Below are 16,718 nucleotides of genomic sequence, written 5' to 3'. Positions count from 1 at the left end.
TTGCATTGTCGTCCTGACAACGCGCTCACATCCTGTGAGGTTCCTTACTACTTCCCTATATACTTCAGCGCCTGTGAAGTGACAGTTTCCTGCTGTTCACCCTGAACGTGTCGTGCCATCGTCCTTGTGCTATCCTAGCTTGCACCGCATCCTGCGTTGTGCTCTGCTTTCCTGTCAGAGCGTCTTTGTGCCGACAAGGTAATTATGTACTGAGTTATCTGAATGCGGCATGGCTTTTACGAAAAAAGCCTGGTGTAATATTATTGTAAAGCGACGAGCATCTCGCTAATTGTGTATATTATCAAATGGTTACTGATTATTCTGTGTTGTAGTGCAACGCACAAATAGCGTTTAAACTTACTTGTTTGTGAGATATATCTCACAACTGAAGCGGCTCAAACGGAGCATTATCTTACTGCCGCTGTAGCAGAACGGAGTAAAAGGAAGAATATGGCCCGGGAACAATTGGGTGTTTGCGCTGAAGCGAATTTGCATGGCAGTTATTTGTTGCTGAATGCGCACGAGGGGCATGAGCGATTACTACGCAGTAAACTGGCGCGTTTGCCGCTATTATTTGACCGTTTGGCTGAACATTTTTCAGAAGCACAGCTTAGCGGAGTAGTCGCAATTGGTAGCAACTATTGGGATTTGCTATATCCGGGCGCCCGGCCCGTTGGCTTAAGCATGTTGCCTGAACTGTCAGCTGCAGATATAGAGTTAGCCGCGGTACCGGTGGATATTCTGATCCAAATCCGCTCGGACCGGTTAGACGTCAATATTATTAGCTGCCAGCAGGTGCTGCAAATGCTGGACAGCCACGTTGAGATCCAGGATCAGCTGCAAGGTTGCCGCTATCTGGATGGAAGAAACCTGACAGGCTTTATTGATGTACCCTGGAACCCTAAGGCACGTAACCGCAGACAGGTAAGTCTGATTGATGCGACTGAACAGCCGGTGTTTGCCGGTGGTAGCTATATGTACCTGCAACAGTTGGTGTTTGATCACCTCAGTTGGCATCAGCTTAGTTTAGCCGAGCAGGAAGATATTATGGGCTATGACAAAGTCAGTGCCCGGCCACTGGAAGAACACAGAATATTACCGGATAGTCACCGGCTGATGATGCAGCCGGATCTGAATGCGCCTGAGGTTCTAATGCAAAATATGCCAAGTTATCAGGTAAAACAGCAAGGTTTGATCCAATTGGCTTACGCCGCCTCAGCGCAGGCGTTACATCGCCAGCTAAGCTATCGATGCGGTATGTCTGCCCACAGCAGCGGCCATGATTTGCTACTTAATTATCACCGGATAGAATTAACGGCAGCATTTTTTGCGCCTTCAATCAGTTTTTTGGAGCTGTCAGCAAAGAACTGAAACTGCGTTCAGACCTTTTCAAATAACTCAGTGACCTTTTGCAGTGTAAAGTTGATGTTTTTCACGCTTTGCGGTGCGATAAAAATAGTATCATCACCGGCGATGGTACCAAGTACACCTTCTGCTTTGCCTACAGAGTCCAGCAGGCGGGCAATCAGTTGTGCCGCTCCCGGACTGGTGCGGATAATAATCATCACGTCGTTGTGCTCAATATCCAGTACCAACTGGCGCAGCGGGCTTTTGGTGGTCGGTACGCCCAGCTCTGGTGGCAAGGTATATACCATTTCTTGCTTGGCATTGCGGGTGCGTACCGCGCCGTACTTGCTTAACATGCGTGATACTTTAGACTGGCTGATGTTATCAAAGCCTTCGTGCTTTAAGGCGTCAACAATTTCGCCTTGGGAGCCGAAATTTTCGGTTTTTAACAGTGCTTTAAACGCCTGAATTAACGCTTCCTGTTTGGCTTGCTTAGTCATGCCTGGCTCTTATTTTGTTAGTCTATCGGGTTATGTTAGCAAAGTTGAATGCGTCTGACACTCAGTGCAGTAAAGTACACTAAAATTCGCTAAAATGCTTAGACTTTAGGCTTAAGCTATTTGTATTTTCGGCGCGGTTTCAGTATTGTTGGCGCGCTTTTATTCAAACGTCCTCAAGGGAGATAATCATGAAAGTTGCCGTTTTAGGTGCCGCCGGTGGTATTGGCCAGGCATTATCGTTATTGCTGAAATTAGATTTACCTGCGGGCACGGATTTAGCGCTGTATGATCTGGCACCTGTTACACCGGGTGTTGCGGTAGACTTGAGCCATATCCCGACAGCTGTGAAAGTAACAGGTTTTGGTAAAGAAGATCTGAATAAAGCCTTAGTAGGTGCTGATATTGTTATGATCCCCGCCGGTATGCCGCGTAAGCCGGGCATGGATCGTTCAGATCTGTTTAATATTAATGCTGGCGTAGTAAAAACTTTAGCCGAGGCAATTGTTCAACAGTGTCCAAAAGCGCTGGTCGGTATTATTACTAATCCGGTGAACACTACTGTAGCTATTGCTGCTGATGTATTTAAGAAAGCTGGTACTTATGATCCGCGCCGCTTATTTGGTGTAACAACGCTGGATGTGATCCGTGCTGAAACTTTTGTGGGTGAGTTAAAAGGTAAAAACCCGACAGAGGTGGCAGTGCCGGTAATTGGTGGCCATAGTGGTACCACTATACTGCCATTACTGTCTCAGGTGGCTGGTGTTAGCTTTACAGACGAAGAAGTTGCGTCTCTGACTCACCGTATCCAGAATGCCGGTACTGAAGTTGTGGAAGCTAAAGCCGGTGGCGGGTCTGCAACACTGTCTATGGGCCAGGCTGCTGCACGTTTTTGTATTTCACTGATCAAAGGTCTGCAAGGTGAAGCAGTAACTGAATATGCTTACGTTGAAGGCAATGGCGAGCATGCGCGTTTCTTTGCTCAGCCCATTACTTTGGGTAAAAATGGCGTAGAAGCATTACTGCCAATTGGTACTTTAAGTGCTTATGAGCAAAAAGCCATGAATGATATGCTGGGCACGTTAAAAGCCGATATCACGTTAGGCGAAGAATTTGTGAAGAATAACTAAGTTATTTGGCACATTAAAAAAGGCGCTGCGGCGCCTTTTTTGTTAGCTAAGATAACAGCCTTTAGTGGCGCCGCGATACCGCTATATCAGCCAGTGCCAGCAGTGCTTGTTTGTAGTCAGACTCAGGTACGGCCGCCAGCGCCTGGCGGGCCTTTCCTGCCTCAGCTTCGGCCAGTTGTCTGGTGTAACCAAAGGCATTGGTTTCATGCAGTGCTGCCATAATAGCATCAAGCTGTGCCATGCCATTACCTTGTTCTATCGCTTCGCGGATCAGTGCCTGTTGTGCTGCAGTACCGTGCTTCAGGGCATGGATTAACGGCAGCGTTGGCTTGCCTTCTGCCAGATCATCACCGATATTTTTGCCAAGTTCGGTGGCGTCAGCCTGATAATCCAACACATCATCTATCAATTGGAAGGCCGTGCCTAAATGCATACCGTACAGCTTCATGCTGTTCACGACAGCTTCAGGTTGCTTGGCAATAATAGCGGCTAATTGTGTGGCTGCTTCGAACAGTTTGGCGGTTTTGCAGTAAATAACCTGCATATAGCTTTGCTCGGTGGTATCAGCATCATTGACATTCATCAGCTGTAATACTTCACCTTCGGCGATGATATTAGTGGCGTCGGCCAATATATGCATAATGCGCATATCGTCCAGCGATACCATCATTTGAAATGACCGGCTATATAGAAAGTCGCCGACTAATACACTGGCCTGATTGCCAAACACCGCATTGGCAGTTTGTTTGCCACGGCGCAGAGTTGACTCATCAACCACGTCGTCGTGCAACAGGGTTGAGGTATGAATAAACTCTATAATAGCGGCGACAGTAATATGGGCTTTGCCCTGATAACCTAATGCCCGGGCGGCTAACACAGCCAGCAGAGGGCGTAAACGCTTGCCGCCGCTGTTGACTATATAGATGCCTAATTGATTTATCAGCGCCACATCAGAGTTTAGCTGCGAAAAAATATGTTGATTAACAGCGGTCATATCCGCAGAGGATAGCTGTTGGATCTGTTCGAGCGTCATGAAAAACAACTGCTTAAACCTTAGAATGGCGCTAATTCTACACCAAGGCAGGGCTCGGCCCAAAGCAAAACCGGATCCTTTTCTGGTATCAATGATCTTTTTTATATTACTACTTGCGGGGGTAGGGGAAATTGCGTACAATTCGCGCCCTGTGAATTGAATTAACACGCCCCTTAACCAAGCGATGGCGTGCTTTGTACGGAGTTAACTATGTACGCGGTTTTCCAAAGTGGTGGCAAACAGCACCGTGTGACGGAAGGTCAAACTCTACGTCTAGAAAAACTAGACTTAGAAACCGGCGCAACAATCGAATTTACACCGTTGATGGTCGCTAACGGCGAAGACATCTCTATCGGTGCACCTTTAGTTGAAGGTGGTAAAGTAGTAGCGGAAGTGGTCACTCATGGCCGTGGCGATAAAATTAAAATCGTTAAGTTCCGTCGTCGTAAGCATTCACGTAAACAGATGGGCCACCGCCAGTGGTTCACTGAAGTGAAAATTACCAGCATCAGCGCGTAACAGGAGTATCGACACATGGCAAGTAAGAAAGGTGTAGGTAGCACTCGTAACGGTCGCGATTCAGAAGCTAAACGCTTAGGTGTTAAACGCTTCGGTGGCGAATCTGTTTTAGCTGGTAGCATCATCGTGCGTCAGCGTGGTACTAAGTTCCATGCCGGCACTAACGTTGGTATCGGTAAAGATCATACTTTGTTCGCTTTAACTGAAGGTAAAGTGAAATTCGAAGTAAAAGGCGAGCACAACCGTAAGTTCGTCAGTATAGTTAGCGAATAAGCTAACTCGTTTCTGAAGAACCCCGCCTGGTGCGGGGTTTTTTATTAGCATGAGCCAGTCGGGGCTGATTTTCCGACATCATTCAATAACCTAAGTTATACTTATCGCCAATAAGTACTAACTGGTTTTAATCTGCGTAATCAGGACACCCCACATGAAGTTTGTTGATGAAGCGATAATCCGCGTAGAGGCCGGCGACGGCGGCAACGGTATTATCAGTTTTTTACGAGAAAAATTTGTATCTAAAGGCGGACCAAACGGCGGTGATGGTGGCGACGGTGGTGATGTGTTTCTGCTGGCAGATGAAAACCTAAATACGCTGGTTGATTATCAGTTTGAAAAATATCACCAGGCAGAACGCGGTGAAAATGGCGGCAGTGTAAACTGTACTGGTAAGCGTGGTAAGGATTTAGAGTTACGGGTGCCGGTTGGTACCAGAGCTGTCGATGTTGATACTGATGAGGTCATAGGTGATCTGACCAAAAACGGCCAGCGTTTGCGCATTGCCAAAGGTGGCTGGCATGGCTTGGGTAATGCCCGTTTTGCCAGCAGCACGAACCGCGCGCCACGGAAAAAAACCAATGGTACGCCAGGTGAAATACGCAATATCCGTCTGGAATTGTTATTGCTGGCGGATGTTGGCTTGCTTGGTCTGCCAAACGCCGGTAAATCAACGCTTATTCGCGCTGTTTCGGCCGCAAAACCCAAAGTTGCAGATTATCCGTTTACTACGCTGGTACCAAATCTTGGCGTAGTGCGGGTTGAGTCGCACCGTTCTTTTGTGATTGCTGATATACCGGGTTTGATCGAAGGTGCCGCCGAAGGCGCCGGTTTGGGTATTCAGTTTTTAAAACACTTAGAACGTTGTCGTTTGTTATTGCACGTGGTGGATGTGCTTCCGGCAGACGGTTCAGATCCGGCCGAAAATGCGGTGACCATAGTCAACGAGCTGGCGAAATACAGCAAAAAGCTGGCTGGCAAGCCACGTTGGCTGGTATTTAATAAGTTGGATTTAGTGTTAGAAGATGAACTGGAAGACACTATTGCCAAAGTTACCGCAGCGTTAGACTGGGATGGTCCGGTTTTCAGTATTGCCGCAGCCAGCCGCAATAACACCGAACGTTTGGCGGCAGACATTCTGAACTACATTGAACTGCTACCCGTTGAGCAAGTGACAGAGCAAATCGCTGATCCGGTTAATTTTAAGTGGGATGATTCACCAAACGAAGTGCAGCCGGTTATTGATGAAGATGATGACGACGATGATTTTGACGATGATGACTATGACGTTGAAGTTATTTATCAGCGCTAAGGCCGCAGTATGATCATTTCAATGGTTGCTGCTATGGCTGCCAATCGTGTTATTGGTCGAGCTAATCAGATGCCCTGGCATTTACCGGCAGATTTGCGCCATTTTAAGCAGGTCACATTGGGCAAGCCGGTAATCATGGGCCGTAAAACCTTTGAATCTATCGGCCGGATGCTGCCTGGCCGGCGCAATGTAGTAATAAGCCGCACTGCGCCTGTCGATAGCAAAGGCGCAGAATGGGTAAGCAGTGTGGAGCAGGCGTTAAGCTTGCTGGCAGAACAGCCTGAGGTAATGGTGATAGGTGGTGGTGAAATTTACCGCCAGTGTTTGCCTCTGGCGCAGCGTTTATATCTGACTGAAATTGAACTGGAAACTGAAGGCGATGCTTTCTTTCCCGACTATCAGCAAAGCGGGCAGTGGCAACTGACAGAAGACGTGCTATATTCGGCTGACGACCAAAACCGGTATAACTGCCGTTTTATCACACTTGAACGTTTGGCCTGAGATGCAGCTGGTTTGCACCGGCCAAAACATCTTGTTAAGATGGTTTAGCTTAAGTTCAGCGAGGAGTAGTAGATGAGATTATTGCCAACATTATTATGTGGTGCCGCAGTAACATTAACCCTGGTGGCTGCGCCTGCAGCGGTAGCCGATGATCAGCTGGCTGCTTCTATGTGTGATTACGTTGCTGCAGATGACAAAAACCGTCTGCGTAAAGTGTTGAGCGATTATCGCCTGCGCTTGCGCAACATTTATGATGGTGTGGTCTGCAACGGTGAAAACCTGATCCGCCACGCGTTTAAAAGTAACGCTAACGATGTCGGTGAGTTTATTGTAAAGCAATTACCGGGTTCAGCTGTTGCTGCATCGGGCGATATAGGCTGGGCTGAAGGCAATGGTTTTGCTGCTTCACCATTGCTGGCTGTGTTAAAAGATCGCGCCGGTGGCGGCGATTAATGTCTGAAAAAAAACCGCCGATTGGCGGTTTTTTTGTATCCAAACCCGATGGGGTTAAACCTTAAATTGGTCTACCGACACCCGTAACTCTTCTGCCAGTCTGGCAACTTCATGGCTTGACTCTGATGTCTGTTCGGCGCCAGATGCGGTTTCTTCCGCGATCGATACGATAGACTCCAGCAGCTGGCTGATCTCGTGCGATACCTGATTCTGCTCTTTGGCGGCATTGGAGATCTGTTCGCTCATATCATGGGCTAAATGTACTGCATGAGTGATAGAGTCCAGCGCCTTGGTAGCCACTTCAGTTTTTGCCACACAATTTTCTGCCTGCTTTTTACCTTTGTTCATGGCTTCAACTGCAGCATGGGCACCGCTTTGCAGCACCTGGATCATCGCCTGAATTTCCTGGGTAGAGGCTTGTGTCTTGCTGGCAAGTGAGCGCACTTCATCTGCTACAACCGCAAAGCCACGACCTTGTTCACCAGCCCGGGCCGCTTCAATAGCCGCATTTAGGGCCAGTAAGTTAGTTTGTTCGGCAATGCCGCGGATCACATCCAGTATGCTGCCGATGGAGGCGCTGTCTTTATGCAGTTTGTTAATGACTACGGAAGCCTGCTCAACTTCGTGTGATAACTGCAGAATAATGGCTTTGTTTTCCAGCGAAATGCCTTTTACGCGCTCGGCTTCGTTATCAGCATTCTTTATTTCTGCAACTGCATCATTTGAACTTTGCAGTACACCTTGTGAGGTGCTGCTCATTTCAGTAGTCGCTGTGGCTGCTTGCGTAACCTGTGATTTTTGCTCGCGTATGGCCTGGGTTGTTTGTACGGTAATGGCTGAGGTCTGCTCTGAAGCAGCAGCCAACTGGGTTGAGCGTGAAATAATGCCCTGGATAAGCTGCTGTAAGTTGGCTATAACCTTGTTGCAGTTACGTGCCAGCTCACCAAATTCATCTTTGGCACTGTCATCCAGTTTTTGCGTTAAATCACCGGAAGCCACCACACCCAGAATATCATTAACTTTTGCCAGCGGGTTGATAATGCTTTTCACAGTAATAACGGCGATCAGTACGGCTAACAGTATCGATACCAGCATCACGATAAAGATAATAGTAATAGCGTTTGACACGCTTTGTGTAGCTTGCTGCTGTATGCTTTCTGCTGCTGAGCTTGCTTCGTCTAACAGACCGGTCAGCACGGTAATAGCATTGGTGGTTTGCTGCTCAACTGAGGCTAACAAGGTTGTCGCTTCGGCGCTACTTTGTAAGCGGGCCGCTTTAATGCTTGGAATACCGTTAGCACCCTGCAGTAGCTCGTTTATAGCCTTAACTTTTTCTTCCAGATCAGCGACCAGCGTTACCTGAGCGCCTGCTTCGGCTTTAATGGTAGCAAACTGTTCATTTAAATCTTTCAGCCGAAAGGCAATTTCATTGCTAATGGTGTTGGCAGTGCTGTCAGACAAGGTGCGGTTTAAATCAACGACATTGCTGATCAGCGTATTTATACCGGTTTCCAGCGCAGTTGCCGCTGTGTATGAACGGGGAAAGCGGCGCTGTACGTCGCGTACGTCGGTAAAATCCAGAATCAGCGACGCCATATCATCAGCATGCATTTCTAAATCAGCCAGCTTGCTGTCTATACTATCGCGCAGCGTTAAACCGCGACTAAGTTGGTCAAACAGCCGGCTGCTTACTGGTACAAATTCATTGTAGGCCTGTGCAACAGAGGCTGCAGCTGCTTTTAAAGTTGTCTCATTGCTGACTGCGGTACTTAACTTTTGCGCAGCAGCCTCATAGACTTGTTGTTCTTTATTAAACTGTGCTTTAAAGCTGGCAATGCTGCTGAGCTCGATTGCATTAAAAGCCTGTAAGCTGAGTTTGCTCATAATGACAAACTCACTTTTCATTAAGGCGCTGTTTTCCAGTGCAGGAATAGACACCTTATTCACTTCAGTGGTTGCACTGCTAATGGTATTGAGTCTGTTGTAGGAGGTGGTGCCAATGATCAGCAGCAGTAGCGAAATAACGCCAAAGCCTCCCATAATCCGTAATGCAACGGTTAACTTCATAATAACTCCAATTGTTACTGAACTCAGTACTGCTGGTCAGCTCAGCATTGGGCTGACATCAGGCCACACTTTTAAGTTGTTAACTATACCCTGAGCGGGCCAAACCTGCCACACTGTATCTTTGTTGAGTTTCTATACAATAGGCTGTTAATGCGTTACCCCAGACACAGCCGGTATCCAGAGCATGGATGTTGGGTATAGGACTATACCCGTTTAGCGCTGCCCAGTGGCCAAAAAAGAGTTCAGCCTGCAAACGGTTGCGCCAGAATTCGTACCAGGGTACCAGCACGGTCTGATTACGGGGATGGCCTTTTTCTTTTAGCTCAAGTGAACCGTCCTGGCGGCAAAAACGCATGCGTGTGCAGCTGTTAACGGTAAATCGCCAGCGCTGCTGCGGGTTGATGGCATCGGTTAATCGCTCAGGCTTGTTGCCATACATGCTTTGCAGTAAAGGCTGAGGATTGGTGCGTAGCTGATGCTGCACTTCTGCCGTCATTGCGATAGCCTGCGCCAGTGACCATTCCGGCGCCAGGCCGGCGTGCACCATTAGGTGGCGCTGATCGGGGCTTAAATACAACAAGGGTTGCTGACATAGCCAGTGTATTAGTTCATCCAGCTGCGGGCTGTCGAGCAACGGTTGCAGTTGGTCTTGTGCTTTAACATTGCTAATGCCGTAATAACAGGCAATAAGATGCAAGTCATGATTGCCTAGCACGGTAACGGCTTTATCGCCCAGGCTGTTGACAAATTGCAGGCACTGCAGCGATTGTGGCCCACGTGCAACTAAATCGCCGCAAAACCATAAGGTATCATTGTGCTGATCATAGCCGATATGCTGCAGTAAACGTTGCAGTGCGTCGTAACAGCCCTGCAAATCGCCTATGACGTAAGTAGCCATTAATTGAGAATATTAGGCATGGCCAGACGAAAAAGCGGAATAGCAGCATTGAACTGTTCCTGCTGCTTTGTCACCATCTCATAATGGCCTTGCATGGTGCCTACCGGGGTTTCCAATACTGCACCGCTGGTGTACTGATAGCTGCTGCCGGGGGCCAGTTTAGGTTGCTCACCGATAACACCGTCGCCGTCTACTTCGGTTTGTTTGCCATTAGCGTCAGTAATTAACCAGTGCCGCCGGAGCAACTGCACATCCTCGTTGCTGTGGTTACGAATAGTGATGGTATAAGCAAACACATAGCGCTGGGCGCTGGGGTCGGATTGTGCAGCGATATAAAAGGTATCTACGCTAACTGCGATATTATACTGTGTTGTCATACTGCAGACTCTTGCTGGTGCAGCCACTGTGCTAACTGTACAAATTGCTCTACCGTCAACTGTTCAGGCCGTAAGGTCGGGTTTAAGCCCAATTGCTCCAGTTGTTCGGCGGTGGCGATGTTGCTAAAGCAGTTGCGAATGGTTTTACGCCGTTGATTAAAGGCCTCCAGGCAAACGCGGTTTAACACTTCCGCCGGTACATCGGCCCGTTGCGCAATGGCTTTGGGGATCAGCCGCACGACGGCTGAGTCAACCTTAGGCGCCGGTTTAAAGGCTCCCGGGCCCACTTCTACTACCGGCATGGCCTGGCAATAATATTGTGTCATTACGCTCAGTCTGCCATAGGCTTTACTGCCATGGCTGGCTGTCATGCGCTGTACGACTTCTTTTTGCAGCATGAAATGCATGTTTTCAATCTGGTCGGCATAGCTAAACAGGTGAAACAGTAACGGCGTTGACACATTGTAGGGCAGATTGCCGAATACCTTTAGCTTTTGGCCATCCTTGAGCAGGCTGTTAAAATCAAACTTCATCGCATCGGCCTGATGAATCGTCAGTTTGTCAGCCAGCTGTGGATGTTCGCTTAGCCGTTGCGCTAAATCGCGGTCCAGTTCTATGACGATAAGGTGTCCGGCGGCCTCGACTACCGGCTCAGTTAACGCGCCAAGGCCGGGGCCAATTTCAACCAGTGTCTGGCCTGGCTTGGGCGCTATGGCTTTGACAATACGGCCAATAACCTGAGGATCATGCAGAAAGTTTTGCCCGAAGCGCTTACGGGCTCTGTGGCCTTGATGTACATTGTCAGTCATATTAATTCGTCGTTTGGTTGGCCAGTGTAATAGCCTGATTTAAAGCATGAAAAAAACTACCGGCATCTGCTTTGCCAGTACCGGCTAATTCAAGCGCAGTACCATGGTCAACTGAAGTGCGGATTAACGGCAGGCCCAGGCTAATATTAACCGAGCGGCCAAAGCCCATATGTTTTAGTACCGGTAAACCCTGATCATGATACATCGCCAGTACAGCGTCGGCGTCATTCAGATATTTGGGTTGAAACAGCGTGTCTGCTGGCAAAGGCCCGACCAAATCCATACCTGTTTCACGCAGTTGTGCCAAGGTTGGGTTGATAATGTCGAGCTCTTCGCGGCCCAGATGGCCATCTTCCCCGGCATGCGGGTTCAGGCCACAGACATAGATCCTCGGCTTGGCAATAGCAAACTTCTGTTGTAGATCCTGATGCAGGATGGTCAGCACCTTGGTAAGCCGGTCAGCGGTAATGGCCTTGGCGACATAAGCCAGCGGAATATGTGTCGTTGCCAAAGCAACCCGTAACCCCTCGGTAGCCAGCATCATAACGACGTAGGGTGTATTGGATTGCAGCGCAAAAAATTCCGTATGGCCACTGAAGGGAATGCCTGCTTTATTAATAATGCCTTTATGTACCGGCCCGGTGACAATGGCTGCAAACTCACCACTGATCGATTTTTCACCGGCAAAGCTTAGCGTATCAACAACATAGCGGCCATTGGCAGCGTTCAGCTGGCCAGCCTGCACCGGCTCTGCCAGCGCAAAGTCAACTATTGTCAGGCTACCGGCTTGCTGTGGTCTGGCCGGCTTACTGGCATCATATGGCAGTAACTTTAGCGGCAGTTGCAAATGCGCTGCACGTTCGGTTAATAAGGCGGCGTTAGCGCATACCACCAGTTCAACCGGCCAGTCCTGTTGTGCCAGCCGGATCACCAGATCCGGCCCTATGCCTGCCGGCTCGCCTGGAGTAATGCCAATACGCATGCTCATTTATTGCTCCGACATGACTTCTATATGCGCTTCTTCACGCAGTTCGCGCAGGAAGTTGGTGGCTTCTTCACCGTAACGACGGTTAAAGATCATGCGGTAGACCTGTTCGCGCTTTTTATCTGCGGTCGCATCGACAGTGCGTTTCTCCATAACCTGAGCGATGTGCCAGCCATGTTCAGTCCGAAATGGTTCACTGATTTCGTTTATCTCTAACCGGTTTAGCGTATCGCGAAAGGCCGGTACGAAAATGTCTGCTTCGGCCCAACCCAGCTCGCCACCGTTTAATTTTGAGCCCGGATCTTCAGAATGTTGTTTGGCTAGCTCAGCAAAGTCGCTGTCATCCTGGCGTAATTTAGCGGCAAACTCAGCCAGCATAGTACGGGCCCGCTCTTCACTGAGAATGATGGACGGTTTTAGCAGGATATGACGGGATCTGACTTCTTTTATATCGGCAACATTGTCACCACGAATGTCGAAGATAGACAATATATGAAAACCTGCACCAGAGCGCAGCGGGCCGATAATGTCGCTTTTTTTCCGGCCCCGGATGGCTTCAGAAAACAGCGACGGCATCTCATTGATATTCATCCAGCCAAGGTCGCCGCCTTCCAGAGCTTTGGCACCGGAGGAAGACGCTATCGCAATGCGTTTAAAATCACTGCCACTGCGCAATAATTCCATTACCTTATCGGCACGCTCTTTTGCCTGGTTTACATCATCAGTACCTGCCTGAGCCGGTATGGCAATTAATATATGCCCCAGGTTGTATTGCTCTTTGCTGGCGCCTTGTTCTTCCATCAATTTGATCAGGCTATCGACTTCCTGCGGGCTGATATAAATGCGTCTTTGAACGTTGGCGCGAACGACTTCATTGGTGATCATTTCTTCACGTAGCCGCTCACGGAAGCGCTCGTAGTTACCTTCTTCGGCGACGACCTGTTGGCGAAAGGCTTCCAGTGACAGCTTTTCACCGGCGGCAATATTACGAATAGTATCATCCAGCTGGGAGTCGCTGATCTGCATGCCCATACGCTGAGCCATTTGTAACTGCAGATTAGTTGAAATTAACCTTTCAGTGGCCTGGGTACGCAGCGCAGCATCTGAAGGTAAGGTTTGCCCCTGGGCTGCGGCATTACGCTTAACCCGCTCGACAATATCGACGATGTCGCTTTCTAGCACGACGCTGTTATCAACGATAGCGGCCACCCGATCAATTTCGCGTTCAGCAGCGACAGCGCTGATACTGGTACAACACAGCAGGGTTGCCGCGATAAGTTGGGATAACTTCATAAATTCCTACATCAATTAGTTAATAAAAATGGCCGACGATAACTGAAAATACCGTTAGACAGCATATCGGTAACACCAAAGCCGGCACTGTCACCAAAACCTTTTAACACGAATTGCACGCCAATGCTGGTATCTAAACGGCTGTAATCATTAAAGTTACCAACCGGTAATTCTAAATCAGTTAACAGTTGCCGCTTTGCTATCAGTCTGACGGCCCAGCAGCAGGACTCATATTGCATACCTATACTGGCATCTATCATACGATGATTCGTTAAATCGCGGTAGTAACTGGCGACCAATTGCCACTGCTCGGACACCGGCATGGTGCCCAACATGCCAAGCTGCTGTATTTCCACACCTGAGACTGCCCGGCTGTATCGATGGTTCAATTGAAACAGGCTTTTGTCGCTGGCACGGTAATCCAGCGAAGCACTGCTTTTGATTACCTGATCGTTATCGATATCATATTGTACGGCGGAGCTGAAATACCATTTGCGAAACCAATGCCAGATTAATTCTGCAGCCAGCATCGACTCTGCCGGACTTAAATCGTCGGTTTCACCCGGTTGTATCACAGGCGTATCGAGGAAAAAGATCTGTCCCAGACTAAACCGAAACAACTCATTGTCGATATTGTCATAAAACCGGCTGGTCCAACCGACGGTCAGCTGATTGGCTTGGTTGATCCTGTCTAACCCTGAGTAACGGTTTTGCCGGAACAGACCATAGTAGTCATCCTGCAGGCGGGCGGTGTCATACAAACCAATAGCACTTTGATCCCGATACGGAATATAAAGGTATTGCAACTGAGGTTCGAAGGTTTGCAAACCGGTTTCGCCGAACCAGTCGTATTCACGCTCCAGATTAAGTTTGGAATGTAATCTGACTTTCGGGATAGTCCGGCTGACCGACGAGGCTACAGCGGTGTTGTCATCGGCAGCGTCTTGCTGATAATAGGTGTAGAGCAAACTGGCTTCAGCGGTCAGCTCGAACGCCGGAGTAATAAAAGGTGCCACCAGTTTGGGTTCAAGGTGAATACGGTCAGCATCGCGGATATCGGCCTGATCATTTCTGAAATGGGCATATTGCGCCTGCCAATCGAAGTTTATGCCAGGTAATAAAGATAGCGGCTGGGCGGAGGCTAAACTCAGCTCGGGTAAAGTGCTGTAAGCTTTATTGTAATTACCCAGAATTTCAAAACCCTGCATCCTTAACTGTGAATGCACCTGCTCGCCGTAGTAGCTCAGGTTAGCTTCGCGCAGCAATTGGGTGTCGCTTTGATTATTGTAGTCGGAGCCCAGTTCACTGAGGTAGGCATCATCACTGACGTCGGTAAGATCAATAAAACCACGCCACTGCTCGGTAAAGTCGCTGACATGGCTGATATGCGCCAGATACCGCTGACCAAAATTGTCCGGTTTATCATTGTCAGAGTTGAGATATTCCAGCTGCAATGTGCCCTGGTGTTGCTCAGTTAAATAACGAAAGGCAGATTTAAGCTGAGCACCGCGTTTACTCATATAGCGTGGTGTCAGAGTCAGATCGTAGTTTGGCGCCAGATTAAAGTAATAAGGCAGTTCAAATTCTGCCCCCAATTTTTGTGAACTGCCAAATTTGGGCAGTAAAACGCCGCTGCGGCGTTGTTCGGTAACCGGAAAGGTTAAATAAGGCAGATAAAATACCGGAATATCTTTTATCTTAAACACCGCATGATGGGCTTCGCCCCAGCCTTCACCGGCTTCAATATTGATCTTAGTAGCATGCAAGCCCCAGCTGTTGTCACTTTGCGGGCAAGTGGTAAATAAGGCGTTTTCCAGCAGTAACTGTTGATCACCGGCGGTAAGGCGCTTGGCATCACCGCGGCCGGCCTGTGTCAGAAAGTGATAACTGGCCTGATCTAAACGGGCTGCGTTATTTAGCAGGTCGGCACTAAACTGTGCGCCCTGTACCTGCACGCTCTGGTTATAATATTGAATGCCGCCATCGGCATTGATGGTTTGTTTGTCCCGGTCAAAGTTTGCCTGCGGTGCCAGCAATAAGGTATCACGGTAACGGATTTCCACCTGCCCACTGAAACGGGTACGCAAATTGGCTTCCATGTCAGCATGGTCAGATGCAATGCGTATCGCCGGATCATTTACATCCAGTTGCGACAATTCGGCCGGCACGGCTAAGGGCACGTAACAGGCAGAGACAGCTTCAGCCTGAGCCACAGTGGCGTTAAAGATTGGAAAAAGAAATACCACAGCTAACCCATGCTTCATGCAGCCACTCTTGCCTTACTCATTATTCTGTTGACATTATGTACACCAGCGGACCCGGTATAATAAATCAATTTTAGAATTCCTGCTAATCCGATATAGTGCTGCGCATACGCAGTATAAATTAGCTGCCAGTTACAGATGATGTTAAAGGTGAAGATGTGTGGGGTAAAATACTCGGTGCTTTGTTTGGTCTGGCATTATTAAAGCTGCCGGGATTGCTGTTAGGTATCTTACTCGGCCATTGGTTTGACAAGGCCTGGGGACGGCAGTTTGAAAGTAGCGGCGGTTTTGCCGGTTTGTTTGGCCAGCAAGATGAACAAGGACTGTTTCGTTACACGACTTTCGCTACTATGGGCCATCTGGCCAAAGCAACCGGCGTTGTCACGCCGGCACATATTCAGCAGGCCAGCCGTTTTATGGCTGATTTGGGCCTGAGCGCAGCACAACAAAAAGAAGCGCAAGACGCCTTTCGTGACGGCAAAGTAGCCAGTTTTCCGCTGCGTCAGCAATTAAGCCAGTTTTATCAGGTTTACCGGCGACGCAAGGATGTGTTGCAATTATTTGTCGAAATCCAGCTCAGTATTGCCAGTGTGCAGGGTCAAATTACCGCGGCGCAATACCAGATACTGCAACAGGTTGCCGGTTATCTGAACTTTAGCCAGGCGCAGTTAGAACTGCTGTTGCAATCGTACCAGGCGCATAGCCGGTTTTCATCGCGCAAACAGCAGCAACATAGCATGCAGCACAGATTGCAGGATGCGTATCAGCTATTAGGATTGCAACCAACGGATACCGACACGGCGTTGAAGAAGGCCTATCGTAAACTAATGTCACAACATCATCCGGATAAACTGATGGCGCAAGGCGTACCTGCAGAAATGCTGGAGTTAGCCAAACAACGTACCCAGGAGATCCAGGCAGCATACGAAATGATCAAACAACAACGAAGCCAACGCTAAT

At 48.7% G+C, this 16,718-nt stretch carries 17 protein-coding genes; 8 read left to right on the top strand and 9 right to left on the bottom strand.

Annotated elements, in window-relative coordinates:
• The first annotated feature begins 450 nt into the window (after positions 1-450).
• A complete protein-coding gene (locus MN202_RS16460) occupies positions 451-1,371 on the top strand; it encodes a Dyp-type peroxidase (RefSeq protein WP_335737231.1) in 921 nt (306 codons plus the stop codon).
• Positions 1,372-1,379: 8 nt separating this feature from the next.
• On the opposite strand, the gene argR is transcribed toward MN202_RS16460, so the two are convergent.
• Positions 1,380-1,847 carry a transcriptional regulator ArgR gene (argR, locus tag MN202_RS16455; protein ID WP_335737230.1) on the bottom strand — a complete coding sequence of 156 codons (468 nt, stop codon included), beginning with the start codon at positions 1,845-1,847 and terminating at the stop codon, positions 1,380-1,382.
• 188 nt (positions 1,848-2,035) lie between these two features.
• On the opposite strand from argR, the gene mdh reads away from it, so the two are divergent.
• Complete coding sequence (gene mdh / locus MN202_RS16450) at positions 2,036-2,974, top strand: malate dehydrogenase (protein WP_335737229.1); 939 nt, start codon at positions 2,036-2,038, stop codon at positions 2,972-2,974.
• Positions 2,975-3,035: 61 nt separating this feature from the next.
• Here mdh and ispB read toward each other — a convergent pair whose 3' ends face one another.
• Complete coding sequence (gene ispB / locus MN202_RS16445; RefSeq protein WP_335737228.1) at positions 3,036-4,007, bottom strand: octaprenyl diphosphate synthase; 972 nt, start codon at positions 4,005-4,007, stop codon at positions 3,036-3,038.
• A gap of 210 nt (positions 4,008-4,217) precedes the next feature.
• Here ispB and rplU point away from each other — a divergent pair, with 210 nt between their 5' ends.
• From rplU to MN202_RS16420, 5 genes are all read left to right on the top strand, one after another.
• Positions 4,218-4,526, top strand: coding sequence for a 50S ribosomal protein L21 (gene rplU / locus MN202_RS16440; protein ID WP_134052668.1), 309 nt, complete (start codon positions 4,218-4,220; stop codon positions 4,524-4,526).
• Positions 4,527-4,541: 15 nt separating this feature from the next.
• Entirely contained in the window at positions 4,542-4,799 is a 258-nt protein-coding gene (gene rpmA / locus MN202_RS16435; RefSeq protein WP_008220951.1) for a 50S ribosomal protein L27, read from the top strand.
• A gap of 154 nt (positions 4,800-4,953) precedes the next feature.
• Positions 4,954-6,111 (top strand): Obg family GTPase CgtA, encoded by a 1,158-nt coding sequence (gene cgtA, locus MN202_RS16430; protein ID WP_335737227.1) that lies wholly within the window; start codon positions 4,954-4,956, stop codon positions 6,109-6,111.
• A 9-nt stretch (positions 6,112-6,120) separates the two neighbouring features.
• Positions 6,121-6,612 (top strand): type 3 dihydrofolate reductase, encoded by a 492-nt coding sequence (gene folA, locus MN202_RS16425; protein WP_418334617.1) that lies wholly within the window; start codon positions 6,121-6,123, stop codon positions 6,610-6,612.
• 72 nt (positions 6,613-6,684) lie between these two features.
• On the top strand, positions 6,685-7,065 hold the full coding sequence (locus tag MN202_RS16420) for a DUF3718 domain-containing protein (RefSeq protein ID WP_335737226.1): 381 nt from the start codon (positions 6,685-6,687) through the stop codon (positions 7,063-7,065).
• Positions 7,066-7,119: 54 nt separating this feature from the next.
• Here MN202_RS16420 and MN202_RS16415 read toward each other — a convergent pair whose 3' ends face one another.
• The 7 genes from MN202_RS16415 to MN202_RS16385 form a co-directional block, all read right to left on the bottom strand.
• Positions 7,120-9,132: a methyl-accepting chemotaxis protein gene (locus MN202_RS16415; RefSeq protein WP_335737225.1), complete on the bottom strand. Its 2,013-nt coding sequence runs from the start codon at positions 9,130-9,132 to the stop codon at positions 7,120-7,122.
• 79 nt (positions 9,133-9,211) lie between these two features.
• On the bottom strand, positions 9,212-10,030 hold the full coding sequence (locus MN202_RS16410) for a symmetrical bis(5'-nucleosyl)-tetraphosphatase (protein ID WP_335737224.1): 819 nt from the start codon (positions 10,028-10,030) through the stop codon (positions 9,212-9,214).
• On the bottom strand, positions 10,030-10,407 hold the full coding sequence (apaG, locus tag MN202_RS16405) for a Co2+/Mg2+ efflux protein ApaG (RefSeq protein ID WP_335737223.1): 378 nt from the start codon (positions 10,405-10,407) through the stop codon (positions 10,030-10,032). Before apaG ends, MN202_RS16410 begins: the two co-directional genes overlap by 1 nt.
• Complete coding sequence (gene rsmA, locus MN202_RS16400; RefSeq protein ID WP_335737222.1) at positions 10,404-11,216, bottom strand: 16S rRNA (adenine(1518)-N(6)/adenine(1519)-N(6))-dimethyltransferase RsmA; 813 nt, start codon at positions 11,214-11,216, stop codon at positions 10,404-10,406. The genes apaG and rsmA overlap by 4 nt, the downstream gene beginning before the upstream one ends.
• Before the next feature lies 1 nt (position 11,217).
• Complete coding sequence (pdxA, locus tag MN202_RS16395) at positions 11,218-12,204, bottom strand: 4-hydroxythreonine-4-phosphate dehydrogenase PdxA (RefSeq protein WP_335737221.1); 987 nt, start codon at positions 12,202-12,204, stop codon at positions 11,218-11,220.
• The gene (gene surA / locus MN202_RS16390) at positions 12,205-13,494 is read right to left on the bottom strand and encodes a peptidylprolyl isomerase SurA (protein ID WP_335737220.1); all 1,290 of its coding nucleotides are present in this window, start codon (positions 13,492-13,494) and stop codon (positions 12,205-12,207) included. It lies immediately after the preceding gene.
• An 11-nt stretch (positions 13,495-13,505) separates the two neighbouring features.
• Positions 13,506-15,758 (bottom strand): LPS-assembly protein LptD, encoded by a 2,253-nt coding sequence (locus tag MN202_RS16385; RefSeq protein WP_335737219.1) that lies wholly within the window; start codon positions 15,756-15,758, stop codon positions 13,506-13,508.
• A 158-nt stretch (positions 15,759-15,916) separates the two neighbouring features.
• Here MN202_RS16385 and djlA point away from each other — a divergent pair, with 158 nt between their 5' ends.
• On the top strand, positions 15,917-16,717 hold the full coding sequence (gene djlA, locus MN202_RS16380) for a co-chaperone DjlA (protein ID WP_335737218.1): 801 nt from the start codon (positions 15,917-15,919) through the stop codon (positions 16,715-16,717).
• The last annotated feature ends 1 nt before the right edge of the window (position 16,718 follow it).

Origin of the sequence: Rheinheimera muenzenbergensis (assembly GCF_036984005.1) — a bacterium.
GTDB lineage: Bacteria > Pseudomonadota > Gammaproteobacteria > Enterobacterales > Alteromonadaceae > Alishewanella > Alishewanella muenzenbergensis.
The sequence above is the reverse complement of the archived record's forward strand: the minus strand, read 5'-3'. Positions and strand labels throughout refer to the sequence as shown.